Raw genomic sequence first — 26,950 nt, forward strand, 5'->3', positions numbered from 1 at the left:
CACATGACCGTCACCGCGTACACCCTGGCCGTCGTGCTCAACCTGTTCTGCCTGTTCCTCGGCTACCGGTTCCTGTTCCGGCCCGCCGCCTCCGCCGCCGGGTACGGCGTTCCGGCCGACCCCGGTGGCGACGCCGGCGCCTACCTGACGATCAAGGGCCTCAGGGACGGCACCCTCGGAGTGGTCGGCCTGGCGCTGCTCGCCTTCGCGGGGGCCGGGGCCGAGGCCTGGTTCATGCTCGCCGTGGCACTCGTCCCCCTCGGCGACACCCTGATCGTGCTGCGCCACGGCGGTGCGAAGGCGGTGGCCTTCGGCATCCACTTCGCCACGGCGGTCGTCGTCCTGATCAGTGCCGGCCTGCTCTTCGCGGTCTGAGCGCGCCCCCGGGAGCCTCCGGGACGCCAAACCGTTTCACGGGCACGGCCCCTCGCCCCATAGGATTGGCCCAAACCCATTCACTCACCCCAGAGGATCGCTGCATGCCTGGCATCACGCGCGAGGAGGTCGCCCACCTCGCCCGGCTGGCGCGTCTGGAGCTGAAGCCCGAAGAGCTCGACCACTTCGCGGGACAGCTGGACGACATCATCGGCGCGGTCGCCCGCGTCAGTGAGGTCGCCGACCAAGACGTACCGCCGACCTCGCACCCGCTCCCGCTGACGAACGTCATGCGCGCGGACGAGGTCCGTCCGTCGCTCACCCCCGAGCAGGCGCTCTCCGGCGCCCCGGCCCAGGAGCAGCAGCGTTTCAAGGTGCCGCAGATCCTGGGGGAGGACTAACCGCCATGACGGACAACGTCAACATCATCAAGCTCACGGCCGCCGAGACCGCCGCGAAGATCGCCTCCGGCGAGCTCACCGCGGTCCAGGTCACCGAGGCCCACCTCGCCCGCATCGAGGCCGTCGACGAGAAGGTGCACGCCTTCCTGCACGTCGACCGGGAGGGCGCGCTCGCCCAGGCCCGTGCCGTCGACGAGAAGCGGGCCAGGGGCGAGAAGCTCGGCCCCCTGGCCGGCGTCCCGCTCGCGCTGAAGGACATCTTCACCACCGAGGGCGTGCCCACGACCGTCGGCTCGAAGATCCTCGAGGGCTGGATCCCGCCGTACGACGCGACCGTCACCCAGCGGCTCAAGGCCGCCGACGTCGTCATCCTCGGCAAGACCAACATGGACGAGTTCGCCATGGGGTCCTCCACCGAGAACAGCGCCTACGGCCCCACCGGCAACCCCTGGGACCTCACCAGGATCCCCGGCGGCTCCGGTGGCGGTTCCTCCGCCGCGCTCGCCTCCTTCCAGGCGCCGCTGGCCATCGGCACCGACACCGGCGGCTCCATCCGCCAGCCCGCGGCCGTCACCGGCACGGTCGGCGTGAAGCCGACCTACGGCGCGGTCTCCCGCTACGGCATGGTGGCGTTCTCCTCCTCCCTCGACCAGGGCGGCCCCTGTGCCCGCACGGTCCTGGACGCGGCCCTGCTGCACGAGGTCATCGCCGGGCACGACCCGCTCGACTCCACCTCCATCGACGAGCCCGTCCCGGCGGTCGTCGAGGCCGCCCGCAACGGCTCGGTCGAGGGCATGCGCGTCGGCGTCGTCAAGCAGTTCCGCGGCGAGGGCTACCAGGCCGGCGTCATCCAGCGGTTCGACGAGTCCGTCGCGCTGCTCAAGGAGCTGGGCGCCGAGATCGTCGAGCTGGACTGCCCGTCCTTCGACCTGGCGCTGTCGGCGTACTACCTGATCGCGCCGAGCGAGTGCTCCTCCAACCTCGCCCGCTTCGACGGCCTGCGCTACGGCCTGCGGACCGGCGACGACGGCACGCGCTCCGCCGAGGAGGTCACCTCGCTGACCCGTGAGGCCGGCTTCGGCCCCGAGGTGAAGCGCCGCGTCATGCTCGGTACCTACGCCCTGTCGAGTGGCTACTACGACGCCTACTACGGCAGCGCCCAGAAGGTCCGCACGCTCATCAAGCAGGACTTCGACAAGGCGTTCGAGCAGGTCGACGTGATCGTCTCCCCGACGACCCCGACCACCGCCTTCCCGATCGGTGAGCGCGCCGACGACCCGATGGCGATGTACCTCGCCGACCTGTGCACCATCCCGACCAACCTGGCGGGCAACGCGGCCATGTCGCTGCCGTGCGGCCTCGCCCCGGAGGACAACCTCCCGGTCGGTCTGCAGATCATCGCCCCCGTCATGAAGGACGACCGCCTGTACAAGGTGGGTGCCGCCGTCGAGGCCGCCTTCGTGGAAAAGTGGGGCCACCCGCTGATCGAGGAGGCTCCGTCGCTGTGAGCGCACTGTCCAAGGCCAAGGGCTTCAAGAAGTCCAAGTCCGGTCTGTACATCTCGATGGCCACGTCGGCGTTCGGCGCCGTCGGGGTCTACAAGCAGATCAAGAAGGCCCGCGGAGACAACGACACGCTGCGGCTGCTCGACGCCGTCGTGACCGGAGCCGCGGTCGTCACCAACCTGGCCATTCTCTATCGCGAGCTGAAGCAGCTGGGCGACGACGACGTTCTGCTGGGCTGAGAGGGAAGTACTCACCGTGACCACCACGACCGACCTGGTGTCGTACGAGGACGCACTCGCGTCGTACGACCCCGTCATGGGCCTCGAGGTCCATGTCGAACTCGGCACCAAGACCAAGATGTTCTGCGGCTGCTCGACCGCCCTCGGCCAGGACGCCAACACGCAGACCTGCCCGGTCTGCCTGGGCCTGCCCGGCGCGCTCCCGGTCGTCAACGCGACCGGCGTCGAGTCCGCCATCAAGATCGGCCTCGCGCTGAACTGCGAGATCGCCGAGTGGTGCCGCTTCGCCCGGAAGAACTACTTCTATCCGGACATGCCGAAGAACTTCCAGACCTCCCAGTACGACGAGCCGATCGCCTTCAACGGCTACCTCGACGTGCAGCTGGAGGACGGCGAGACCTTCCGCGTGGAGATCGAGCGCGCCCACATGGAGGAGGACACCGGCAAGTCGACCCACGTCGGCGGCGCCACCGGCCGTATCCACGGCGCGTCCCACTCCCTGCTGGACTACAACCGCGCCGGCATCCCGCTCATCGAGATCGTCACCAAGCCGATCGAGGGCGCCGGCGAGCGGGCCCCCGAGGTCGCGCGGGCGTACGTCCGTGAGCTGCGCGAGGTCATCCGCGCGCTCGGCGTCTCCGAGGCCCGCATGGAGATGGGCCAGATGCGCTGCGACGTGAACCTGTCGCTGCGCCCGCACGGCACCGAGAAGTTCGGCACCCGTTCGGAGACGAAGAACGTCAACTCGCTGCGGTCCGTGGAGCGCGCGGCCCGCTTCGAGATCCAGCGGCACGCGGCCGTGCTCTCCTCGGGCGGCACGATCATCCAGGAGACCCGGCACTTCCACGAGGACACGGGGTCCACGACCTCGGGCCGGGTGAAGGAGGAGGCCGAGGACTACCGGTACTTCCCGGAGCCCGACCTCGTCCCGGTGGCCCCATCGCGCGCGTGGGTCGAGGAGATCCGCTCCGGGCTGCCCGAGCTGCCGCTGGTCCGCCGCAACCGGCTCCGCGAGGAGTGGGGCATCTCCGGCACCGACATGCAGGCGATCCTCAACGCCGGTGCGCTGGAGCCGATCGTCGCCACCATCGAGGCCGGGGCCGACGCCGCCTCCGCCCGCAAGTGGTGGATGGGCGAGCTGGCCCGCAGCGCCAACGAGTCGGGCAAGGCGCTCGACGAGCTGGCGATCACGCCGCAGCAGGTGGCCCGGGTCACCGAGCTCGTCGCGAAGGGCGACCTGAACGACAAGCTGGCCCGTCAGGTCATCGAGGGCGTCCTCGCGGGCGAGGGCACCCCGGACGAGGTCGTCGACAAGCGCGGTCTGAAGGTCGTCTCCGACGAGGGCGCCCTCACCACCGCCGTCGAGGAGGCCATCGCCGGCAACCCGGCCATCGCGGACAAGATCCGCGGCGGCAAGGTGGCGGCGGCCGGCGCCCTGGTCGGCGCGGTCATGAAGGCGACCCGGGGTCAGGCCGACGCGGCGCGCGTCAAGGAGCTCATCCTGGAGAAGCTGGGCGTCAGCGAGGGCTGACCTCCCGTGGACCCGAGGAGGGGGGACGCACCGGACCCGGTGCGTCCCCCCTCGTCATTCATTCAGAGGCGGCGGCCGACGACCCGGACGAAGCCCAGCGTCTGGCCCCGGTCGAGGCGCAGCATCTCGGCGCACTGCCCGGCCATCCGCACGTGCCACGCGTCGGTGTGCTCCTCGGCCACGATCTCGCACCAGCGCAGCCAGTCGCGCCAGCCGTCCTGGAGCCAGTCGGCCGTCTCGACCTCCACGGCACCGCTGCGGGTCCAGTGGCGCCGCCACCAGGCCGCCGTGTGGAAACACCAGAAGTCGGGCTCCCAGTACGGCTCGAGGTGCTCCGGCGGCTCGACACCGTCGATCTCCTCGCGCAGCGCCGGTACGACGACGCCGATCCGCCCGCCGGGCTTCAGCAGCCGCGTCAGCCCGGACAGGTACAGGTCGTCCGTGCCGAAGTACTGGTAGGCGTCGATCGAGACGATCGTGTCGAAGCTGTTCTCGCCGAACGGCAGGTCGTGCGCCTCGGCGAGCACGGGCAGGACGCGGTCGGCGACGCCCGCCTCGGCGATGCGCCCGGCGTTCTCACCGGGCTTGATCCACAGGTCGGCGGCGGTGACCTGGGCGTCGTACTCCTTGGCGAGGAAGATCGACGTCATGGCCCGGCCGCAGCCCAGGTCGAGCACGCGGGATCCGGGACGCAGGGCGTCGGGTCCCAGGGCGGGGGCCAGCCACTCCAGCAGCCACAGCGCGTGCGGGCCCATCTGGTTGTCGACCGTCCAGCGGGCGTCGTAGCCGTTGCTGCGCGGGTAGCCGGGGTGGCTCACACGGTCAGCGAGGGGGTCGTTCGAGGTCCGGGAAGTGATGTCCGGCATCGGTGAACGGGCTCCTTGAGTCCTTGAGGAAGAAAGGGAAGGCGTCGGAGCTCGGTCGGACCGTCAAACAATGCACCTGCTTCGGCCGGGCGGCGGGGGACCGCCGCGGTTTCCTCGGACCGGCGGACGCTAACAGCCGGCCCCCGGGCCCCGCACCCGGTTTTCCCCACCCGGCGCGCTACCGTCTCGGCCATGAGTGGACGTCCTGATTCCGACACCGGTCCGCGGACAGCGGACCTGGAGGCGGCCGCCGGCCAGGACGAGGCGGACGACCCCGTGGACGACGCACGCCGGGCCCGCTGGACGGCGCTGGGCACCGGCGCCGCACTGACCCTGGCCGGCCTGGCGGCGGCCCTGCTCCGCCTCCTCCGGTCCGCCCCGGCGCTCGTCCCGGCCGCGTACGCCGGCGGGGCCGCCGTCTGCGCTGCCGCCGCCGTGCTGGGCGCCCGCGGCCGGACCCGGCGCGCGCTGTGGCTGTTGGTGGCAGGGGTGATGGTGATGGCGCTGGGGGACCAGTTCGACTGATTCCGGCCGCTGTGAACAAGCCCACGAAACCGACAAATGATCTCGTGAGCCTGTAAGAGTGGCAAGACATTGCTCATGCGTTCTTTGCTGGCCGTTCAGTTCATGTACGACTGTTCCCGGTCAAAGATCCACACAAGGCGACTCCGGGAGCACGTTTCGTGGCAGCCCTCGCACGCTGGTGTGTCCAGCGCCGTCTGCTCAGCGTCCTGCTGTGGCTCCTGGCGTTCGCGGGGGTCGCCGCGGGCGCCGCCGTCGCCGGCACCACGTACTCGAACGACTACCAGGTCCCCGGCACCGAGTCGGGCCGCGCCACCGAGCTGCTGCGTGAGGGCTTCCCGCAGCTCGGCGGGGACAGCGACACCGTCGTCTGGCACACCGCGTCCGGCAGCGTGCGCGCCGCCGACGTCGAGCAGACGATGTCCCGCACCCTGGACCGGATCGAGAACCTCCCGGGCGTGGCCTCGGTCGCCAGCCCCTACGACGGGCCGGGCACGGGCCGCGTCAGCGAGGACGGCCGCACGGCGTACGCCTCCGTCACCTTCGACGACCAGGCCGAGGACATCACCAAGGGCGAGGCGCAGGCCCTCGTCGACACCGCGAAGAGCGCCCGCTCCGACGGGCTCCAGGTGGAGCTGGGCGGCAGCGCGGTCGCGCTCACCGAGTCCTCCGGCGGGCACCTCGCCGAGATCGTCGGCGTGGTCGTCGCCGCGGTGGTGCTGTTCCTGGCCTTCGGCTCGCTCGCCGCGTCCCTGCTGCCCATCGCCACCGCCCTGGTCGGCGTCGGCACCGCCTACACCGGGATCGTGCTGCTCGGGCACGCCATGACCGTCGCCGACTTCGCACCCATGCTGGGCATGCTGATCGGGCTCGGCGTCGGCATCGACTACGCGCTGTTCATCGTCACCAGACACCGCCGCGGACTCAAACGCGGCCTGTCCGTCCCCGAGGCCGCCACCAACGCCGTCGCGACCACCGGACGTGCGGTCGTCTTCGCGGGTGCCACCGTTTGCATCGCCCTGCTCGGCATGCTGATCCTCCGGCTGAGCTTCCTCAACGGTGTCGCGATAGCGGCCAGCCTCACCGTGATCCTCACGGTCGCCGCCTCCGTGACCCTGCTGCCCGCCCTACTGTCCTTCATCGGCATGCGCGCGCTCAGCCGCCGCGAGCGCCGCCGCCTGGCCGAGCACGGCCCGGAACCCGAGATGCCCACCGGCTTCGCGGCCCGCTGGTCGGCCTTCGTGGAGCGCCACCCCAAGGTGCTCGGCGCGGTCGCCCTGGTCGTCATGGCCGTCCTCGCCCTGCCCACCTTCTCCCTGCACCTGGGCACCTCCGACCAGGGCAACGACCCGAAGACGGCCACCACACGGCAGGCGTACGACCTCCTGGCCGACGGCTTCGGCCCGGGTGTGAACGGCCCGCTCACCCTCGTCACCCGGGTCGACGGCGCCGACGACAGGCTCGCCCTGGACAACCTCGACGCCACCCTGCGCACCACCGACGGCGTCGCCGCCGTGACCCCCGTGACGTTCGACTCCGGCGGCCACACCGCGTACCTCACCGTCGTCCCCGAGTCCGCCCCGCAGTCGCAGCGGACCAGCGACCTCGTCGACCGGCTGCGCGGCGAGGTGCTGCCCCGCGCCGAGGCGGGCACCTCGCTCGACGTGCAGGTGGGCGGCATGACCGCCGGCTACGACGACTTCGCCGACGTCATCGTCTCCAAGCTGCCCGTCTTCGTCGGGGTCGTCATCGGCCTGGGCTGTCTGCTGCTCCTGCTCGCCTTCCGCTCCGTCGGCATCCCGCTGAAGGCCGCCGCGATGAACGTCGCCGCGGTGGCGTCGGCCTTCGGCGTGGTGGTGGCGATCTTCCAGTGGGGCTGGGGCAGCGAACTGCTCGGCCTCGGCAGCGCCGGGCCCATCGAGCCCTTCCTGCCCGTGATCATGGTGTCCGTGCTCTTCGGCCTCTCCATGGACTACCAGGTCTTCCTGGTCAGCCGGATGTACGAGGAGTGGCTGGAGACCGGCGACAACCGGCGGGCCGTGCGCGTCGGCCTCGCCGAGACCAGCCGGGTCATCAACTCGGCGGCGGTCATCATGATCTCCGTCTTCCTGGCGTTCGTACTCAGCGGCGACCGGGTGATCGCCATGTTCGGCATCGCCCTGGCCGCGGCCGTCGCCCTGGACGCCTTCGTCCTGCGCACCCTCCTGGTCCCGGCCCTGATGCACCTGCTCGGCGGCGCCAACTGGTGGCTGCCCCGCTGGCTGGACAAGCGCATGCCGCGCATCAGCATCGAGCCGCCCGAGAGCCGCGCCGCCCATGAGAGGCTGGCCGCCGCGACGGACGCCGAGGTGGCGGACGTCCTGGCGGAGGAGGAGCGACAGCGGGATGTACGCGATATCCCTGGGTGACGACGCCGAGCTGAGGCCCCTGGAGCCCTGGCACGCCGGAGAGTTCCTGGCCCACCTGGAGCGGGGGCGGGACTTCATCGGGCAGTACATCCCGTTCGGGACGACCGAGACGGACCTGCTCTCGGCCCGCGCGAAGCTCCAGCGCTACGCCGACATGCGCGCCGCAGACACGGGCTCCCTGCACGGCCTGTGGCTGAACGGCACGCTGGTGGGCGGCGTGCTGTTCCTGAACTTCGACGCGGCGACCGGCAACTGCGAGGTCGGCTGCTGGCTGGAGCCCGCCGGCACCGGCCGGGGCCTGGTCACCCGGGCGATGCGGGTCCTCATCGACTGGGCCGTCGAGGAGCGCGGCATCCACCGCGTCGAGTGGGTCGCCGCCTCCGGCAATCAGCCGAGCCTGAACGTGGCCCGGCGGCTCGGGATGACCCGTGACGGTGTGCGACGTGAGGCACACCCCTATGGTGGCGTACGGCACGACCTCGAAGTCTGGTCGGTGCTGGCGCCCGAGTGGCGCGCCGCACGCGCGCGTGCCGCTCACGACGATCATTAAGAGACTTCTCAGACAGCGACCCTACGGTGCGAGGCATGGCAACGAACGCAGTGGACGAGACCGAGGCCACCAAGGCCACGACCGACGAGAGGGCGGTGGACACCACCGAGTCCGACGAGACGCCCGAGACCGAGGTCCCGGCCACGGCCGAGGACACGCAGACCAGGGACGAGGGCCCCTCCGGCGTCGGCCAGGGCGCCGCCGCCGTGGTCTCGGCCGCACTGGGCGTCGTCTCGCTCACCGGCAGCTGGATCGGCACCGTGGCCTCCGCGCGCCAGAACCTCATCGGACAGCTGGAGACCGCGCAGAACGCGGGTGTGGCCCAGCAGATCCAGGCGGTCTACGGCGACGCCTGGCAGACCACCGCCCTGTGGGGCGGCCTGTTCGCGCTGTTCGCGCTGGTCGTCGGCGTCGTGACGCTCGCCCGCCCCGCGTTCGGCACGCCCGGCAGGGTCCAGGCCCCCTGGATCAAGTCCGTCGCCTGGGCCGGCGTCGCGCTCGGCGTCATCGGCCTGTTCCTGGCCGTGCTGAAGTACACCGGCATCCTGCTCGGACTGCCGTCCGCGAGCTGAACCGCCGCACGTCCTGAGGGGTCTCAGGGATTCCGTAAGCACCTTACGGAGCCCCCTGGGGCCCCTCAGCCGCGTCTAAGGCCCCTCGCACGGCCGAAGATGCGGAAGTCTCCCGATGTGGCCACCCCACCTGGGCGACGAGAGTTGAGGTCATCGCGGAGGAACCCTCCGTGACCGGCCCTCTCACGAAGGAAACACCATGTACGAGTACGAGCTCCAGCAGCTGCGCACCGCCGACCTCATCCGCCGCGCCGACCACCAGCGCATGGTCCGCGAGGCCGACCGGGCCCGCCGCGCGGCCCGCAGCTCAGCGGGCGAACACTCCGCCGAGCACGAGAGCCATAGCCGCCGTCTGGGGCGGCTCCGGTCCGCCCGGACGGCGTGAACAGCGGGGCGGGACCGGCCACCGCCGTGGCCGCCCGCACGACGGCGGCCGTCGTTCGCACCGCGACGACGGCCGCCGCCGCGGCGGTTCACCGGAAAACCGGTGCCACACCGTCGGACCCGCATGCGATGCTCGGGGCCGTGGAGACCAGGTCCGTCAGCCCCGTGTTCGTCGGTCGTGCCGAGGAACTGGGCACCCTGCACGACGCACTCGTCCGCGCCTGCGAGGGCGAGCCCCAGGCGCTGCTCATCGGCGGTGAGGCCGGGGTCGGCAAGACCCGCCTGGTCGAGGAGTTCGCCGCCGCCGCCCGCCGCGGCGGGGCGGTGGTCGCACTCGGCGGCTGCGTGGAGATCGGCGCCGACGGGCTGCCCTTCGCCCCTTTCTCCACCGCGCTGCGCGCACTGCGCCGCGCACTGCCCGGCGAAATGGCCGCCGCGGCCGCGGGCCAGGAGGAGGAACTGGCCCGGCTGCTGCCCGAACTGGGCGAGTCGGGCGCCGGGCGGCACGACGAGGACGGCATGGCCCGCCTCTTCGAGCTCACCGCACGCCTGCTGGAGCGCGTCGCCGCCGAACACACCGTCGTCCTCGCCCTGGAGGACCTGCACTGGGCCGACGCCTCCACCCGGTATCTGCTCTCCTACCTCTTCCGCACCCTGCGCACCGGCCGCCTCGTCGTCCTGGCCACCTACCGTTCCGACGACATCCACCGCCGCCACCCGATGCGGCCCCTGCTCGCCGAACTCGACCGGCTCCGCACGATCCGCCGCCTCGAACTCGCCCGCTTCAACCGCGACGAGGTGTGCCGCCAGGTCGCCGGGATCCTCGCCCAGGAGCCCGAGCCCGACCAGGTCGACGCGATCTTCGCACGCTCCGACGGCAACGCCTTCTTCGTCGAGGAACTCGCCGTCGCCGCCCACGAGGGCTGCCGCACCGGCCTGACCGACTCCCTGCGCGACCTGCTGCTCGTCCGCGTCGAGGGGATGCCGGAGCCCGCCCAGCAGGTCGCCCGGATCGTCGCCGAGGGCGGCTCCACCGTCGAGTACGGGCTGCTGGCCGCCGTCGCCCGGCTCACCGAGGACGACCTCATCGAGGCGCTGCGGGCCGCGGTGAACGCCGGCATACTCGCCCCCGCGCCCGGCGGCGACGGCTACCGCTTCCGGCACTCCCTGGTCCGCGAGGCCGTCAGCGACGATCTGCTCCCCGGCGAACGCTCCCGCCTCAACCGCCGCTATGCCGAAGCCCTGGAGAGCGACCCGGGCCTCGTCCCCGCCGACCAGCGGACCACCCGCCTGGCCAGCTACTGGTACCACGCCCACGACCCCGCCAAGGCCCTGCCCGCCGTCCTGGAAGCCTCCGTCTCGGCCCGCCGCCGGCACGCCTACGCCGAGCAACTGCGGCTGCTGGAGCGGGCGATGGAACTGTGGGACACCGCCCCCGAGGCCGTACGCCGCACCCTGCGCCCCGTCGACTGCGCCGAGGTCTATCCTCCCCTACTGCCTGAACGGCGTGGGGGGACCCCCAGCGGCTGCGACCCGGCCACCACCGCGCTGCGCCACCTGGACCTGCTGGCCGAGGCGGCCGTCGCGGGACGGCTCTGCGGGGAACGCGAACGCGCCCTGAAGATCACCAAGCGCGCCCTGCGGCTGCTCGACGAGGAGAACGACCCCCTGCGAGCGGCCTGGTTCTGGATCCAGCGCTCCCGGCTGGTGCAGGGGCTGGCCCGGGGTGACGGCTGGAAGGAGATCGCCACCGCCCAGGAGCTGGTCCGCGGCCTGCCGCCGTCCGAGGTGCACGCCGAGGTGCTGGCCACGGCCGCCCACTGGTCGATGCTCCACGAACCGGGGCCGGACGCCCTGACGGCGGCCGAACGGGCCGTCCAGTACGCGCGCATGGTCGGCGCCGACGACATCGAGTCCCACGCCCGGCTCACCCTCGGCGGACTCATGGTCGACGCCGGGCAGATCGACGCCGGGCTCCGCCACATGTACGACGTCAGGGACGAGGTGGTCACCCGGGGCCTCGCGGCGATCGTGGGCCGCAGCCATGTGAACCTGCCCTCCGTCCTCGAAGGCGTGGGCCGCTCCGAAGAGGCCGTCTCCATCCTGCGCGAGGGCCTGCGGCTCACCGGGGCGATGGGGCTGCGGGACGCCGAGGCCTGGATCTGGAGCAACCTCGCGGAGTCGCTCGTCTCCCTCGGCCGCTGGGACGAGGCCGCCGAGGCCGCCGGCAACGCCCAGCGCCGCGGCCAGACGGCCGGCCCGCACGGGTCCGGCGCCAACTGCCTTGCCTTCCTGGCGCTCGCCCGGGGGCAGGTGCCCGAGGCCGCCCGGTACCTCGCCCAGGGCCGCGCCGCCTACGGCCCGCACGACCCCATGCCGCAGCACGACCTGCCGATCTCCTGGCTCACCATCGCGCTCGCCGCCGCCGAGGGGCGCCTGGCCGACGCCCGCGCCGAACTGACCCGCACCCTCGCATCGGGCTTCCCGCTCGGCACCCAGCGCTACGCCTGGCCGCTGCTGCTCGAAGCGGCCACCGCCGAGGCCGACGCCCGGGCACTGCCCACCGCCCGCGAGGGCCGCGCGGAGGTTCTCCAGGGCGTCCTCGACGCCGCCAAGCGCCTCACCACCCATGCCCCCGTCTGGCTCGCCCACGAGCTGTGGGTCCGCGCCGAACTGAAGCGCGCCGAGGGCATGAGCGCCCCTGATGCCTGGTCGCGGGTGGTCACCGCCTTCGAACCCCTGGACCGGCCCTACGACCTCGCCCGCGTCCGGTACCGCCTGGCCGAGTCCCTGCTGACGGGCGGCGGCGAGGACGAGCGCGACCGCGCCACGGAACTGCTCCGCCTCGCCCGCACGGTCGCCCGTCACCTCGGGGCCCGGCCGCTCGCCGACGCCGCCACCGCGCTCGGCCGGCGCGCCCGCCTCCCGCTCACGCCCGCAGGCACACCGGGCCCGGCGCCGGCCGACCCCGTCCAGGCCCTCGGCCTCACCAGCCGGGAACAGGACGTACTGCGCCTGGTCGCCGCCGGGCACACCAACCGCCGGATAGCGCAGGAGCTGTTCATCTCGCCTAAGACCGCGAGCGTGCACGTCTCCAACATCCTCGGCAAGCTCGGTGTCTCCGGGCGGGGCGAGGCCGCCGCCGTGGCCCACCGGCTGGGACTGTTCCCGGCCGACCTGCTCACACCCGGTCCGGCGGGCTGAGGCATACGCTGGACGGACGGCGCGGACACCGCGCCCCGCGCGGCCCAGGGAGGCTCCCTTGTTCAACATGTTCGAGGAACTGTTCTCCCCCGGCCGCAAGCACACCCGGGACGAGCAGAACCGGCTGGAACTGACCCGCGAGGACGTCGGGGACGCCGACCCCGGCCGCGGGCCGATAGACCTCGCGTCCGGGAAGGTCGTCGTGCGCCCGCCCGAGGACGAGGCGCGGGACCCGGACGACTAGAGGTCAGCCCACCTTCAGTTCGAGGATCCGGTCGTCCCCGTCCTTCGGGTCGCCCCGGCCGTCCGTGTTGCTGGTCACCAGCCACAGCCGGTCGCCGCCCGCCGCCACCACCGTGCGCAGCCGGCCGTACTCGCCCTCCAGGAACGCCTGCGGCTCGGCCGAGGCCTCGGTGCCGTCCAGCGGGATGCGCCACAGCCGCTTGCCGCGCAGGCCCGCCATCCAGACCGACCCCTCGGCGTAGGCGATGCCGCTGGGGGAGGCCTCGGCCGTGCTCCACTGGTCGACGGGGTTGTGGAAGCGCCGGTCGTCGGACCGGCCCTCGGCCTTCGGCCAGCCGTAGTTGTCGCCCGGCTTGATCGCGTTGAGCTCGTCCCAGGTGTCCTGCCCGAACTCCGCGGCGAACAGCCGCTGCCTGCCATCCCAGGCCAGGCCCTGCACATTGCGGTGGCCGTACGAGTACACCGGCGAGTTTGGGAACGGGTTGCCCGGCGCCGGCTCGCCCTCCGGGGTCAGACGCAGGATCTTGCCGCCCAGCGAGTCCTTGTCCTGGGACAGACCGGTGTCGCCGCTCTCGCCCGTGCCCGCGTACAGCATCTTGTCGGGTCCGAACGCGATGCGGCCGCCGTTGTGGATGAAGCCCTTGGGGATGCCCTTGAAGACGACGTCGGGCGCGCCGAGCTGCTCACCCGCGGGTTTTCGCTCGTCGTGGATCATGCGCACGATGCGGTTGTCCGAGGCCGAGGTGAAGTACGCGTAGACCATGTGGTCCGAGGCGTAGTCGGGGGACAGGGCGAGCCCGAGGAGGCCGCCCTCGCCGGCCGCCGAGACCCCCGGCACCTCGCCCACGTCCGTCTTCTTGCCGGTCTTGTCGTCGACCCGGACGATCGTCCCGTCGTCCCGGGAGGCGACGAGCAGCCCGCCGCCCGGCAGCGGGGCCAGCCCCCACGGCGACCTCAGGCCCTCGGCGACGGTGCGCACCACACGCACCGAGCCCTTGGCGGGCGGTGTCGGCTCGGCGGCCTGCCGCGGCGGCGCGGACGACCACGGCGCCGCGGAGCCGGGGGAGGAGCCGCCGTCGGCACCGGACGACCCCCCGCCGTCGGAGGAGCAGCCGGCCGTCAGCAGGAGCGCCGCGGCGGCCAGCACGGTCGGGACGGCTCGACGTTGCACGATCATGGTCCCTTCGACGGGGCGGGTCCTCTCCCTGTCATACACCGCTCGCGGCCGTCAGGTTCCCGATCACGCAACCCCGAACCAGGAACACCGGGTTTGCCCGGAACGCACCCGGCGGCGGGAGCGCGCTCAGTCCCACGACCCCTGCGCCGGCGGCAGCCCGGCCACCTCCGCGAGATCGTCGCGCGTCAGGCGCAGGTCGGCCGCGGCCGTGTTCTCCACGACCCAGCGCTCGTGCTTCGTGCCCGGGACCGGCACCACGTGCGGGCCCTGGGCCAGCACCCACGCCAGGGCGACCTGGGCGGGCGTGACCGCGGCGCCGTGCCGGCGGGCCACACGGCGCAGCCCCGCGACGATCGGCTGGTTCGCGGCCATCATCTCGCCCGTGAAACGGGGGTGCCGGGCCCGCGGGTCGTCCGCCTCGAAACCCGCGCCGGGCCGCAACCGGCCGGTCAGGAAGCCGTTGCCCAGCGGCATCGCGGCGAGGAAACCCACGCCCCGCGTCACACACCACGGCAGCAGGGTCTCCAGAGCCTCCGGGGACCACACCGACAGCTCCGCCTCCACCGCGCTCACCGGGAAGACCTGCTGCACGCGCTCCAGCTGCCGGATCGTCCCGTCGTGCCGCCGGGCCCCGGACCGGCGGCCGGCCCGCGCGCCCACCGCGCACAGGCCCAACGCCCTCACCTTCCCGGCCTGGACGAGCTCCGCCATCGCGCCCCAGGTCTCCTCGACCGGCACCTCGGGGTCGGCCCGGTGCAACTGGTAGAGGTCTATGACGTCCGTCTGGAGCCGCCGCAGCGAGGCGTCGCACGCCCGCTTCACATACCCGGGGCGGCCGTTGGCCACGATGTGCTGGTCGCCCACGAGCAGCCCGACCTTCGTCGACACGAACGCGTCGGACCGCCGCTCCTTCAACGCCCGCCCCACCAGCAGCTCGTTGGTGAAGGGACCGTACATGTCGGCCGTGTCCAGCAGGGAAGCGCCCAGGTCGAGCGCCCGGTGCACCGCCCTGAGCGACTCGTCGCCGCGCCGCCGCGACGCGCTGTAGGCCCAGCTCATCGGCATGCACCCGAGTCCGACGGCCCCCACCGCGAGCGCCGCCGCGCCGATCGTCCTGCGCTCCACCTGGTCGTGACCCTCCCTGTTCGAGCCACCCCAACCTAACCTCTGCCGTCGCGCGCTCCTGACATAGCCTCCAGAGCATGACTGCTGACGTGTGGCTGCCCATCCCGCCGGACGAGATCGAGGGACTCCCGGACGGCCCGGACTACCGCTTCTGGAACGGCGCCGAGGACTTCCCCGCGGACCCGGCCGACTGCGCCTTCTACGTCGTCCCCTACATGAAGCCCAGCCCGCTGTGCGTACGTCCCCTGGGGCGGATGCGCAACGTCGAGGTCGTGCAGACGCTCTCCGCCGGCATCGACCACGTGGAGCCGGGACTCGGGCGGCTGCCGGGCGGGGTGCGGCTGTGCAACGCGCGGGGGGTGCACGAGGCCAGCACCGGCGAGCTCACCCTGGCGCTGATCCTCGCCTCGCTGCGCGGCATTCCCGACTTCGTCCGCGCGCAGGACCGGGGCGAGTGGCTGGGCGGGTTCCGGCCGGCGCTCGCCGACAAGAACGTCCTCATCGTCGGCTACGGCTCGATCGGCGAGGCGATCGAGGACCGGCTCGTTCCGTTCGAGGTGGCGCGGGTGGCGCGCGTCGCGCGCTCCGAGCGCACCACGGCGCGCGGTCCGGTGCATCCGCTCACCGCGCTGCCCGCCCTGCTGCCCGAGGCGGACGTGGTCATCCTGTCCACGCCGCTCAACGAAAGCACCCGTGGCCTGGCCGGAGCCGACTTCCTGTCCCGGATGAAGGACGGCGCGCTCCTCGTCAACGTCGCCCGCGGCCCCGTCGTCGACACCAAGGCCCTGCTCGCCGAGCTGGAGAGCGGCCGCATCACCGCCGCCCTCGACGTCACCGACCCGGAGCCGCCGGGGCCCGAACACCCTTTGTGGCGTGCGCCGGGGGTACTCATCAGCCCCCACGCGGGCGGACCCACCTCCGCGTTCCTTCCGCGCGCCAAGCGGCTCCTGGTGGACCAGTTGAACCGTTATGTGAACCGGGAGCCGCTCCGCAACGTGATCCTCACGACGGGTGCATCAACCGACTGAGAGAGCTTCGAGTACCGTCCGCAATCCTCCGGGTGCGGTGGGTACTCATATATCTGCTGATCGTCACGGAGCGTAGAGAACCTATGTCCCTGAGTGACGAGACTGGTGTATCGTCCCGACAGGGGCTGCGCCGGGGACCGTTCGGCGCCGGGGACGGACACTTCAGACTGTGAGGGGGGCGACAGGCGATGCACGGCCTTTGGACGAGCGATCCGACGGGGCGGGGCGGCCGGCGGCGACCCTGGCGGACGGCCGCGCGCCGGCGCGGTCACCACGCCGATCACGGCGGCCACCACACCCACCACAGCGAACGCCACAGCGGGCACCACACCGAACACGGCCGTCACCACCGCAGGCCGGGCAGCGGCGGAAGGCATGACCGGCCGGTCCACCGGGACCCACGGGGCCCCGCGGCGCGAGCCGGGAGGATCCGGTGAGCGCGCCCCCCACCCCCACGCTGGACGGAGCGCTGCGGGCACAGCCTCAGTCCACGGGTGCGCTGCTGCCTCGCACACCGGTCTCCGGCCGCAGGCCGGGCCCGGCCCTCCAACTCGTCCTCGCGCTGGCCTGCGCGGGGTACGCCGTCGGTTCCGCGCTCGGCTGGGGTTCGTACGAAGTGGCCCTCTTCATGGGCGACTTCGGGCTGAGCGCCGCAGCCGGCACCGCCGCCGTCTCGTGCTTCCTCTACGCCCGCAGCCGCCGCACCCGCTTTCGACCCGCCTGGCTGCTGTTCGGCCTCTCCTCGACGATGGCCGCCCTGGGCAATCTGGTCTGGGGATGGTACGAGGTGGTCCTGGGGCTGCCCGTGCCCAGTCCCAGCTACGCCGACCTGTTCTTCCTCTGCTTCGCGCCGCCCGCGATCGTCGGGCTCCTCGTGCTCGCCAAGCGGCCGGTGACCAAGGCGGGCTGGGTCTGCCTGGGGCTCGACGCCTGGCTGATCGGCGGCTCGCTGCTCACGCTGGCGTGGAGCCTCGCCCTGGCCCAGGCCGCGAAGTCGGAGGGCCCGGGCGTCGCGCACATCGCGCTGTCGCTGGCGTACCCGTTGCTCGACATCGCCCTGGTCAGCATGGTCCTCGCGCTGCACTTCCGGCGGTCCGCGGTGAACCGCTCGGCGGTCAACACCGCCATCGGCGCCCTGGCGCTGACCGTGATGTGCGACGCCCTGTTCACCTCGCCGCTCATGCACCACGACTACCGCTCCGGCCAGCTGCTCGACGCGGGCTGGTTCGCGGGCTCGCTGCTCCTGGCGTACGCCCCGTGGGCCGCGCCGCGGGCCGACGCCGACGCCGAGCGGCACGGACCGGACCGGCACGGCGCGACGGGACACACCCGCGTGGTGCACGAGCACGTGCCGGGCCAGCGCAGCACACCCCACCACCAGGCACCCCCGCCCGGCGCCGAGCACAGCCGGTACCCGGCCACCCGGCCCATCGCCGGCTCCCTCGCCGCCCTCACGCCGTACCTCGCCGCCGCCGTGTGCACCCTGGGCATCCTCTACAACGTCCTCAACGGGCGCAGCGTCGACCGCGTGGTCCTGCTGACCGGGGGCACCGTGGTGCTCGCGCTCGTCGTGCGCCAGGGCATCATGCTGCTCGACAACATCACGCTCACCCAGGAACTGGCGCAGAAGGAGAACCACTTCCGCTCCCTGGTCCAGGGCTCCAGCGACGTCATCATGATCGCCGCCCCCAGCGGCGTCCTGAGGTACGTCTCCCCGGCCGCCGCCGGTGTCTACGGCCGCTCGGCGGAAGAGCTGGTGGGTTCGGAACTGGCCGGCCTCATCCACCCCGAGGACCTGGGCTGCGTCGTGCACGAGGTGCGCCGGTTCCTCGCCGCCGACCCGGTCGAGGAACCCACCACACGCATCGAGTGCCGCTTCCGCTCGGGCGACGGAGGCTGGCTGAACGTCGAGTCCACCATCAACCGCCATCACGGCGGCCTCATCTTCAACAGCCGCGACGTGACCGAAAGGGTGCGGCTCCAGGCCCAGTTGCAGCACAACGCCGAGCACGACCCGCTCACCGACCTGCCCAACCGCGCCCTGTTCACCAAGCGCGTCCAGCACGCCCTCTCGGGCCGCCGCGCCTCCGACCGGGGCGTGGCCCTGCGGAACACGGCCGTGCTGTTCATCGACCTGGACGGCTTCAAGGCCGTCAACGACACGATCGGGCACCAGGCCGGCGACGAGCTGCTCGTCCAGGCCGCCCGCAGACTCCAGGAATCCGTCCGGCACGGTGACACCGCCTCCCGGCTCGGCGGGGACGAGTTCGCGGCCCTGATCGCCGGGGACAACACCCGCGACCGGGACGCCCGGGAGCGGCACATCCTGGAGCTCGCCGACCGCCTCAGGACCACCCTGTCCCAGCCCTACCTGATCGACGGCAACGATGTCCGGGTCAACGCCTCCATCGGCGTCGCCTTCGCGGAAGCCGGCCTCGGCGCGGGCGAACTGCTGCGCAACGCCGACCTGGCCATGTACCGCGCCAAGGCCGGCGGCAAGGGCCGTGTCGAGCTGTACAGGCCGCAGATGCAGCAGGATGTCGTCCGCAAGGCCGAGCTCGCCACCCGTCTGCGGGCCGCGCTGCACGACGGGGAGTTCGCCCTGCTGCACCAGCCTGTGGTGTCCCTGGAGGACGGCCGGATCTCATCGGTGTCCGCGCAGGCGCGCTGGCGCTCCTCGCAAGGGGTGCTCTTCACCCCGGCGGAGTTCCTGCGTGTGGCCGAGGACAGCGACAAGACCGCCGAGCTGGGCCGCTGGATGATCGAGGAGGCCGTCGAACAGGCCGCCGAGCGGCACACGGCGGGGCTGTCCGTCCCGGTCGTCGTGCGGATGAGTGCCCGGCGGCTGCTGGACCGTTCGCTGCCGCTCGGCTCGATCGAGGCGCTGCTCACGCGGCACGGGCTGCCGTCCGGATCGCTGATCATCGAGCTGGCGGACGCCGACCCGAGGGTCTCGATGGACGAGCTGGAGCGGCGTCTGGCCGCCCTGCGGCGGGTCGGCGTACGGATCGCGCTCGACGGGTTCGGCAGCGGCTACGCGGCGATCACGGCCCTCAGGCGGCTCCCCGTCGACGTCCTGAAGCTCGACCGCGGTCTGGTCGACGGCGTCGTGGAGTCCGCGCGGCTGCACAAGATCACCAGCGGGCTGCTGCGCATCGCCGGCGACCTCGGGCTGAAGTCCGTGGCGGAGGGGGTGGACCTGCCCGAGCAGGTCGTCGCCCTGCGCGCGATGGGCTGCACGCACGGGCAGGGCATGGCGTTCTCCGGGCCGCTGGACGAATACCGGCTGCGCCGGGCGCTGGCTTCCGGCCACTATCCGGTGCCGAGCGGGCCGGTCGAACCGGCGTTCGTGGGCGGCGCCCCGCGGGTCTACAGCTCCGGTGTGTCCGCCGTCATCGGAGGCGGCACGGCCCTCCGTTCACATAATGAGACTCCCGTCCCACCCACTTGACAGTGAGTGCGTGCCGGGGGGAGGGTCAGTGCCATGCGCACCCGAATTCTCGTACTTGGACAGCGCGTCGGCTGACGCTGAGCTTCGACCGCTCAGCGACCCCACCCGGCGCGCTCCCCTCGCTTGCCTTATGGCACGAGGGGTTTTTTGTTGCACAGGCACCCCTCGTGCAGCAGCCGAAGACCGCACAAACCTCGCAAAAACCCTCAGCATCTGAGAAGAGAATGCCGATGACCGAGCAGGCCACCGGGGCCCACCACCCGCAGCCCCGGCCCCGATCCGGAGGACACTCCGCCCCCGAGCAGGTGACGGGCGCGCAGTCCCTCATCCGCTCTCTCGAGGAGGTCGGCGCCGACACGGTATTCGGCATTCCCGGCGGTGCGATCCTCCCGGCCTACGACCCGCTGATGGACTCCACCCGGGTGCGCCACGTCCTGGTCCGGCACGAGCAGGGCGCCGGTCACGCCGCCACCGGCTACGCGCAGGCCACCGGCAGGGTCGGCGTCTGCATGGCCACCTCCGGCCCCGGCGCCACCAACCTGGTCACCCCGATCGCCGACGCGCACATGGACTCGGTTCCGCTGGTCGCGATCACCGGCCAGGTCGCGTCCAAGGCGATCGGCACGGACGCCTTCCAGGAGGCGGACATCGTCGGCATCACCATGCCGATCACCAAGCACAACTTCCTCGTCACCAAGGCCGAGGACATCCCGCGGATCATCGCCCAGGCGTTCCACATCGCCTCCACCGGCCGCCCCGGCCCCGTGCTGGTCGACATCGCCAAGGACGCCCTCCAGGCGAAGACCACCTTCTCCTGGCCGCCGGCCATGGACCTGCCCGGCTATCGCCCGGTGACCAAGCCGCACGCCAAGCAGATCCGCGAGGCCGCCAAGCTGATCACCCAGGCGCGCCGGCCCGTGCTGTACGTCGGCGGCGGCGTGCTCAAGGCCAAGGCGACGGCCGAGCTGAAGGTCCTCGCCGAGCTGACCGGTGCGCCCGTCACCACCACGCTGATGGCGCTCGGCGCGTTCCCCGACAAGCACCCGCAGCACCTGGGCATGCCCGGCATGCACGGCTCGGTGGCCGCCGTCACCGGCCTGCAGAAGGCCGACCTGATCGTCGCCCTCGGTGCCCGCTTCGACGACCGCGTCACCGGCAAGCTGGACAGCTTCGCCCCCTTCGCCAAGATCGTCCACGCGGACATCGACCCGGCCGAGATCGGCAAGAACCGTGCCGCCGACGTGCCGATCGTCGGTGACGCCCGCGAGGTCATCGCCGACCTGATCCAGGCCGTCCAGAAGGAGCACAGCGAGGGCCACCGGGGCGACTACAGCGCCTGGTGGAAGGACCTGAGCCGCTGGCGCGACACCTACCCGCTCGGCTACGACCAGCCCGGCGACGGCTCGCTCTCCCCGCAGCAGGTCATCGAGCGCATCGGGCAGCTCGCCCCCGAGGGCACGATCTTCGCGGCCGGCGTGGGCCAGCACCAGATGTGGGCCGCGCACTTCATCGAGTACGACAAGCCGGGCACCTGGCTGAACTCCGGCGGCGCCGGAACGATGGGCTACGCGGTCCCGGCCGCCATGGGCGCCAAGGCCGGAGCGCCGGAGCGCGCGGTCTGGGCGATCGACGGCGACGGCTGCTTCCAGATGACCAACCAGGAGCTCACCACCTGCGCCCTGAACAACATCCCGATCAAGGTCGCCGTCATCAACAACGGCGCCCTCGGGATGGTCCGCCAGTGGCAGACCCTCTTCTACAACCAGCGGTACTCCAACACCGTCCTGCACTCCGGGCCGGACGACGTCAACCCCGAGGCCCGCGGCACCCGCGTCCCCGACTTCGTGAAGCTGTCGGAGGCCATGGGCTGCTACGCCATCCGCTGCGAGTCCCCGGACGACCTCGACAAGGTCATCGAGGAGGCGAACTCGATCAACGACCGCCCGGTCGTGGTCGACTTCATCGTCCACGAGGACGCGATGGTGTGGCCGATGGTCGCCGCCGGCACCTCCAACGACGAGATCATGGCCGCCCGGGACGTCCGCCCCGACTTCGGCGACAACGAAGACGACTGAGAGCCACCCAGGACTTTCAAGCAGAGGAAGCAGATCATGTCCAAGCACACGCTCTCCGTCCTGGTGGAGAACACCCCCGGCATCCTGGCCCGGATCGCCGCCCTGTTCTCCCGCCGCGGCTTCAACATCGACTCGCTCGCGGTGGGCGTCACCGAGCACCCCGACATCTCCCGCATCACCATCGTCGTCGGCGTGGAGGACCTGCCGCTGGAGCAGGTCACCAAGCAGCTGAACAAGCTCGTCAACGTGCTGAAGATCGTCGAGCTGGAGCCCGCGCAGGCGGTGCAGCGCGAACTCGTCCTGGTGAAGGTGCGCGCCGACAACGAGACGCGCTCCCAGATCGTCGAGATCGTCCAGCTGTTCCGCGCCAAGACCGTCGACGTCTCCCCGGAGGCCGTCACCATCGAGGCCACCGGATCCGGCGAGAAGCTGACCGCGATGCTCAAGATGCTGGAGCCGTACGGCATCAAGGAGCTCGTCCAGTCCGGCACGATCGCGATCGGCCGCGGTGCCCGTTCCATCACGGACCGGTCGCTGCGCGCTCTGGACCGGTCGGCGTAAGACCCGGAACGGGCGGTCGGCGCGCCGTCGGCCGCCCGTATTCCGAGACCCTCAAGCTTCCCTTCCGCCCCCCGTCATACGGTGGGACGCAACACCTGCACTCCCGAGGAGAGAACCCAAAGTGGCCGAGCTGTTCTACGACGCCGACGCCGACCTGTCCATCATCCAGGGCCGCAAGGTCGCGGTCATCGGGTACGGCAGCCAGGGCCACGCCCACGCGCTGTCGCTCCGTGACTCGGGTGTCGACGTCCGCGTCGGTCTGCACGAGGGCTCCAAGTCCAAGGCCAAGGCCGAGGAGCAGGGCCTGCGCGTGGTGAGCCCGTCGGAGGCCGCCGCCGAGGCCGACGTCATCATGATCCTCGTCCCGGACCCGATCCAGGCCCAGGTCTACGAGGAGCACATCGCCCCCAACCTGAGCGACGGCGACGCGCTGTTCTTCGGCCACGGCCTGAACATCCGCTACGGCTTCATCAAGCCCCCGGCCGGCGTGGACGTCTGCATGGTCGCCCCGAAGGGCCCGGGCCACCTGGTCCGCCGCCAGTACGAGGAGGGCCGCGGCGTTCCGTGCATCGCCGCCGTCGAGCAGGACGCCTCGGGCAACGCGTTCGCGCTGGCGCTGTCGTACGCCAAGGGCATCGGCGGCACCCGCGCCGGCGTCATCAAGACCACCTTCACCGAGGAGACCGAGACCGACCTGTTCGGTGAGCAGGCCGTCCTCTGCGGTGGCACCGCGGCCCTGGTCAAGGCGGGCTTCGAGACCCTGACCGAGGCCGGCTACCAGCCGGAGATCGCCTACTTCGAGTGCCTGCACGAGCTGAAGCTGATCGTGGACCTCATGTACGAGGGCGGCCTGGAGAAGATGCGCTGGTCGATCTCCGAGACCGCCGAGTGGGGCGACTACGTCACCGGCCCGCGCATCATCACGGACGCCACCAAGGCCGAGATGAAGAAGGTCCTCGCCGAGATCCAGGACGGCACCTTCGCGCAGCAGTGGATGGACGAGTACCACGGCGGCCTGAAGAAGTACAACGAGTACAAGAAGCAGGACTCCGAGCACCTGCTGGAGACCACCGGCAAGGAGCTGCGCAAGCTCATGAGCTGGGTCGACGAAGAGGCGTGAGCCGCCCGCCCGAGGGGCCGGAGCATCCCCGCTCCGGCCCCTTCGGCGAACCCCGGGTAACGTCGGTGGTCCGGCGTTGTCCATCCCGTCCGGCCACGGACGGGTGATCCTTCCGCAGCGGCACAAGACGACGCCCCGTGCGCCACTAGACTGCTGCACACATACGCGTCAGGCCCACAGCGTCGTGCGTCTCCAACGCGGCCAGCGACACCGGAGTAGTGCAGGCACGCCCACGCCGCCCGGCACGCACTCCGGAGCCGCTCCACCCCTCCACCGCCTGCGGCCGTCGGGACGGCCGTCCGCAGCACTGGACTTGTGAGGACTCACGTGAGCTCGAAACCCGTCGTACTCATCGCTGAAGAGCTGTCGCCCGCCACCGTCGACGCCCTGGGCCCGGACTTCGAGATCCGGCACTGCAACGGCGCGGACCGAGCCGAGCTGCTCCCCGCCATCGCCGACGTGGACGCGATCCTGGTCCGTTCGGCCACCAAGGTCGACGCCGAGGCGATCGCCGCCGCGAACAAGCTGAAGGTCGTCGCACGAGCCGGCGTCGGCCTGGACAACGTGGACGTCTCGGCGGCCACCAAGGCCGGCGTGATGGTCGTCAACGCCCCCACCTCGAACATCGTGACCGCCGCCGAGCTGGCCTGCGGCCTCCTCATCGCCACCGCCCGCCACATCCCGCAGGCCAACGCCGCGCTGAAGAACGGCGAGTGGAAGCGCAGCAAGTACACGGGTGTGGAGCTGGCCGAGAAGACCCTCGGTGTCGTCGGCCTGGGGCGCATCGGCGCGCTCGTCGCCCAGCGCATGTCCGGGTTCGGCATGAAGGTCGTCGCCTACGACCCCTACATCCAGCCCGCCCGCGCCGCGCAGATGGGCGTCAAGGTCCTGTCGCTGGACGAGCTGCTGGAGGTCTCGGACTTCATCACGGTCCACCTGCCCAAGACGCCCGAGACCGTCGGTCTCATCGGCGACGAGGCGCTGCGCAAGGTCAAGCCGAGCGTGCGCATCGTCAACGCCGCGCGCGGCGGGATCGTCGACGAGGAGGCGCTCTACTCCGCCCTCAAGGAGGGCCGGGTCGCCGGTGCCGGTCTCGACGTGTACGCGAAGGAGCCCTGCACGGACTCCCCGCTGTTCGAGTTCGACCAGGTCGTCGCCACCCCGCACCTCGGCGCCTCCACCGACGAGGCGCAGGAGAAGGCCGGTATCGCCGTCGCCCGCTCGGTGCGTCTCGCCCTCGCCGGTGAGCTGGTGCCGGACGCGGTGAACGTGCAGGGCGGTGTCATCGCCGAGGACGTCAAGCCGGGCCTGCCGCTCGCCGAGCGTCTCGGCCGGATCTTCACCGCGCTCGCCGGTGAGGTCGCCGTCCGCCTCGACGTCGAGGTCTACGGCGAGATCACCCAGCACGACGTGAAGGTGCTGGAGCTGTCCGCCCTCAAGGGTGTCTTCGAGGACGTCGTCGACGAGACGGTCTCCTACGTCAACGCCCCGCTGTTCGCGCAGGAGCGCGGTGTGGAGGTGCGCCTCACCACCAGCTCCGAGGCGACCGAGCACCGCAACGTCGTCACGGTGCGCGGCACCCTGGCCGACGGCGAGGAGGTGTCGGTGTCCGGCACGCTGGCCGGTCCGAAGCACCTCCAGAAGCTCGTCGCCGTCGGGGAGTTCGATGTCGACCTCGCGCTCGCCGATCACATGATCGTGCTCAGGTACGAGGACCGGCCGGGTGTCGTCGGCACCGTGGGCCGCATCCTCGGTGAGGCGGGCCTCAACATCGCCGGGATGCAGGTGTCGCGGGCCGCGGCCGGTGGCGAGGCGCTGGCGGTGCTGACCGTGGACGACACGGTGACCGCCGGTGTGCTGGCCGAGGTGGCGGAGGAGATCGGGGCCACGTCCGCCCGTTCCGTGAACCTGGCCTGACCCTCCCGGGGGCCGCCGCCCCCGGGTCCCCGTTCGTCTCGAACGGACTTTTCCTCACACGCCGGACGGGCTGAGCCGATCAGCCTGTCCGGCGTTCGTGCGTACCCGGACCCGTCGCAGGGTCACCGCCGCCGCTGCCGCCGCCCCGGCCAGCAGCACCGCTCCCGTGACCGCCGCCGCGTGCATGCCGCTGGTGAAGGCCTCGCGGGCCGCCGTCGCCAGGGCGTCCCCCGCGCGCCCCGGGAGCCGGTCGGCCACGGCCAGGGCGCCACCCAGCGTCTCGCGGGCCGCGGCGGGGGCCGAGGCGGGGATGTCGTGGCGGTAGACGGCCGTGCCGATGGAGCCGAGGAACGCCATGCTCAGCGCGCCGCCGAACTCCGTGCCGGTCTCCAGCAGGGACGAGGCCGCGCCCGCCTTCTCCACCGGTGCCGCGCTCAGGGCCAGATCGGCCACCTGCGACATGACGACGACGATGCCGCAGGCCAGGACGGCGCACGCGGCCAGCAGCAGCCACAGGGCGTCGGTGCCGGTCAGGGCCAGCAGCACGTATCCGCACGACGAGACCGCGAAGCCCGCGCCGACGACGTACGCCCGGGGAACGCCGCGCTGGACCAGGTGGGCGCCGGCCGGGGCCGCGAGTGCGATGGGCACCGACGGCAGCAGGCTCCACAACGCCGCCTCCAGCGGGCTGTTGTCCAGCACCGACTGGATGTACTGGGTCGTGAAGTACGCCGAGCCCATCATGCCGAAGGCGGCGACGAGGTTGAGGACGACGGCGGGGCTGAAGCCGCGGCCCCGGAACAGCTCCGGCGCGATCAGCGGGGAGACGGCCGTGCGCTGGCGGTGGACGAACAGCGCGGCGAAGAGCAGGCCGACCGTCACCGCCATCACGTACCGCACGTGCCAGCCGACGGACGCGAGTTCCTTCAGGCCGTAGATCACCGGGAGCACGGCCGCCATCGACAGCGGGACGCTCAGCAGGTCGAAGCGGCCGGGGGCCGGGGTGCGCGACTCGGGCAGCAGGAACGGGCCGAGGACCAGGAGCAGCACCATCGCGGGCAGGTTGACCAGGAAGACCGAGCCCCACCAGAAGTGTTCGACGAGCACCCCGCTCATCACCGAGCCGAGCGCGATGCCGGCCGTCATCACGCCCGACCACACCCCGATCGCCCCGGTGCGCTGGGCGGGGTCGGTGAACATCGTGCGCACGAGCGCCATCGTGGACGGCATCAGGGTCGCTCCGCCGATGCCGAGGACCGCGCGGGCCGCGATCAGGGTCTCGGCGCTGGTGGCGTAGGCCGCGACCAGGGAGGCCGTGCCGAAGGCGGCGGCGCCGATCAGCAGGAGCCTGCGGCGGCCGATGCGGTCGCCGAGGGAGCCCATCGTCATCAGCAGGCCGGCCAGTACGAAGCCGTAGATGTCGAAGATCCACAGCTGCTGGGTGGCGGTCGGTTCCAGGTCGGCGCTGATCGCCGGGATCGCGAAGTAAAGGACGGAGACGTCCATCGAGACCAGCAGCAGCGGCAGCATCAGCACACCGAGGGCCGTCCATTCGCGGCGGCCGGCGCGGGCGGAAGGTGGCGGGTTCGTCGTCATGGGGCAGGACTGTACGAGTGTATTAAACGCTTGTCTAGTACGACTGTCTTACTCGCTTGTGCGAGACGATCGTCTGGGACGACCGTATGGACGCCGGGGT

At 71.9% G+C, this 26,950-nt stretch carries 22 protein-coding genes; 18 read left to right on the forward strand and 4 right to left on the reverse strand.

The annotated features are described in order from the left end of the window. The first annotated feature begins 3 nt into the window (after positions 1-3). From AC0665_RS32925 to gatB, 5 genes are all read left to right on the forward strand, one after another. Entirely contained in the window at positions 4-375 is a 372-nt protein-coding gene (locus AC0665_RS32925) for a DUF4267 domain-containing protein (protein WP_468413113.1), read from the forward strand. A gap of 104 nt (positions 376-479) precedes the next feature. Continuing rightward, a complete protein-coding gene (gene gatC / locus AC0665_RS32930) occupies positions 480-776 on the forward strand; it encodes an Asp-tRNA(Asn)/Glu-tRNA(Gln) amidotransferase subunit GatC (RefSeq protein WP_018531282.1) in 297 nt (98 codons plus the stop codon). A gap of 5 nt (positions 777-781) precedes the next feature. Next, positions 782-2,284, forward strand: a complete 1,503-nt coding sequence (gatA, locus tag AC0665_RS32935; RefSeq protein WP_468413111.1) for an Asp-tRNA(Asn)/Glu-tRNA(Gln) amidotransferase subunit GatA — start codon at positions 782-784, stop codon at positions 2,282-2,284. Continuing rightward, entirely contained in the window at positions 2,281-2,520 is a 240-nt protein-coding gene (locus AC0665_RS32940) for a hypothetical protein (RefSeq protein WP_030851407.1), read from the forward strand. The genes gatA and AC0665_RS32940 overlap by 4 nt, the downstream gene beginning before the upstream one ends. 16 nt (positions 2,521-2,536) lie before the next feature. Further along, positions 2,537-4,051 (forward strand): Asp-tRNA(Asn)/Glu-tRNA(Gln) amidotransferase subunit GatB, encoded by a 1,515-nt coding sequence (gene gatB / locus AC0665_RS32945; protein ID WP_478608956.1) that lies wholly within the window; start codon positions 2,537-2,539, stop codon positions 4,049-4,051. A 62-nt stretch (positions 4,052-4,113) separates the two neighbouring features. Here gatB and AC0665_RS32950 read toward each other — a convergent pair whose 3' ends face one another. Then, positions 4,114-4,917, reverse strand: a complete 804-nt coding sequence (locus AC0665_RS32950; RefSeq protein ID WP_478608959.1) for an SAM-dependent methyltransferase — start codon at positions 4,915-4,917, stop codon at positions 4,114-4,116. Positions 4,918-5,109: 192 nt separating this feature from the next. On the opposite strand from AC0665_RS32950, the gene AC0665_RS32955 reads away from it, so the two are divergent. The 7 genes from AC0665_RS32955 to AC0665_RS32985 all read left to right on the forward strand — a co-directional run bounded on the left by AC0665_RS32955 (position 5,110) and on the right by AC0665_RS32985 (position 12,801). Continuing rightward, on the forward strand, positions 5,110-5,442 hold the full coding sequence (locus tag AC0665_RS32955) for a hypothetical protein (protein WP_468634147.1): 333 nt from the start codon (positions 5,110-5,112) through the stop codon (positions 5,440-5,442). Positions 5,443-5,600: 158 nt separating this feature from the next. Next, positions 5,601-7,847: an MMPL family transporter gene (locus tag AC0665_RS32960; RefSeq protein ID WP_478608962.1), complete on the forward strand. Its 2,247-nt coding sequence runs from the start codon at positions 5,601-5,603 to the stop codon at positions 7,845-7,847. Then, the gene (locus AC0665_RS32965) at positions 7,825-8,397 is read left to right on the forward strand and encodes a GNAT family N-acetyltransferase (protein WP_478608965.1); all 573 of its coding nucleotides are present in this window, start codon (positions 7,825-7,827) and stop codon (positions 8,395-8,397) included. The genes AC0665_RS32960 and AC0665_RS32965 overlap by 23 nt, the downstream gene beginning before the upstream one ends. Before the next feature lie 35 nt (positions 8,398-8,432). Next, on the forward strand, positions 8,433-8,969 hold the full coding sequence (locus tag AC0665_RS32970) for a hypothetical protein (protein ID WP_478706441.1): 537 nt from the start codon (positions 8,433-8,435) through the stop codon (positions 8,967-8,969). Positions 8,970-9,168: 199 nt separating this feature from the next. Next, positions 9,169-9,354, forward strand: coding sequence for a hypothetical protein (locus AC0665_RS32975; protein WP_468413099.1), 186 nt, complete (start codon positions 9,169-9,171; stop codon positions 9,352-9,354). A gap of 128 nt (positions 9,355-9,482) precedes the next feature. Continuing rightward, positions 9,483-12,557 (forward strand): helix-turn-helix transcriptional regulator, encoded by a 3,075-nt coding sequence (locus tag AC0665_RS32980; protein WP_478706442.1) that lies wholly within the window; start codon positions 9,483-9,485, stop codon positions 12,555-12,557. A 58-nt stretch (positions 12,558-12,615) separates the two neighbouring features. After that, positions 12,616-12,801: a DUF6191 domain-containing protein gene (locus tag AC0665_RS32985; RefSeq protein ID WP_468413096.1), complete on the forward strand. Its 186-nt coding sequence runs from the start codon at positions 12,616-12,618 to the stop codon at positions 12,799-12,801. A gap of 3 nt (positions 12,802-12,804) precedes the next feature. Here the strand turns inward: AC0665_RS32985 and AC0665_RS32990 are convergent, their stop codons facing one another. Both AC0665_RS32990 and AC0665_RS32995 read right to left on the reverse strand, forming a co-directional pair. Continuing rightward, positions 12,805-13,977, reverse strand: coding sequence for a PQQ-dependent sugar dehydrogenase (locus AC0665_RS32990; protein ID WP_478608974.1), 1,173 nt, complete (start codon positions 13,975-13,977; stop codon positions 12,805-12,807). Positions 13,978-14,103: 126 nt separating this feature from the next. Next, a complete protein-coding gene (locus AC0665_RS32995) occupies positions 14,104-15,102 on the reverse strand; it encodes an aldo/keto reductase (RefSeq protein ID WP_478706443.1) in 999 nt (332 codons plus the stop codon). Positions 15,103-15,179: 77 nt separating this feature from the next. On the opposite strand from AC0665_RS32995, the gene AC0665_RS33000 reads away from it, so the two are divergent. The 6 genes from AC0665_RS33000 (at position 15,180) to serA (ending at position 25,254) form a co-directional block, all read left to right on the forward strand. After that, a complete protein-coding gene (locus AC0665_RS33000; RefSeq protein WP_468634136.1) occupies positions 15,180-16,130 on the forward strand; it encodes a 2-hydroxyacid dehydrogenase in 951 nt (316 codons plus the stop codon). Between the two features lie 433 nt (positions 16,131-16,563). Further along, positions 16,564-19,581 carry a putative bifunctional diguanylate cyclase/phosphodiesterase gene (locus AC0665_RS33005; RefSeq protein WP_478706444.1) on the forward strand — a complete coding sequence of 1,006 codons (3,018 nt, stop codon included), beginning with the start codon at positions 16,564-16,566 and terminating at the stop codon, positions 19,579-19,581. 230 nt (positions 19,582-19,811) lie between these two features. After that, positions 19,812-21,656 carry an acetolactate synthase large subunit gene (locus AC0665_RS33010; RefSeq protein ID WP_468413088.1) on the forward strand — a complete coding sequence of 615 codons (1,845 nt, stop codon included), beginning with the start codon at positions 19,812-19,814 and terminating at the stop codon, positions 21,654-21,656. Between the two features lie 36 nt (positions 21,657-21,692). Further along, positions 21,693-22,217, forward strand: coding sequence for an acetolactate synthase small subunit (gene ilvN / locus AC0665_RS33015; protein WP_030851453.1), 525 nt, complete (start codon positions 21,693-21,695; stop codon positions 22,215-22,217). Positions 22,218-22,338: 121 nt separating this feature from the next. After that, a complete protein-coding gene (ilvC, locus tag AC0665_RS33020) occupies positions 22,339-23,337 on the forward strand; it encodes a ketol-acid reductoisomerase (protein WP_003993149.1) in 999 nt (332 codons plus the stop codon). A gap of 327 nt (positions 23,338-23,664) precedes the next feature. Continuing rightward, entirely contained in the window at positions 23,665-25,254 is a 1,590-nt protein-coding gene (gene serA / locus AC0665_RS33025; protein ID WP_468413085.1) for a phosphoglycerate dehydrogenase, read from the forward strand. A gap of 54 nt (positions 25,255-25,308) precedes the next feature. Here the strand turns inward: serA and AC0665_RS33030 are convergent, their stop codons facing one another. Next, positions 25,309-26,850, reverse strand: a complete 1,542-nt coding sequence (locus tag AC0665_RS33030; RefSeq protein ID WP_478706445.1) for an MFS transporter — start codon at positions 26,848-26,850, stop codon at positions 25,309-25,311. Positions 26,851-26,950: the final 100 nt, after the last annotated feature.

The sequence above is a fragment of the Streptomyces sp. NPDC043685 genome (assembly GCF_056436585.1).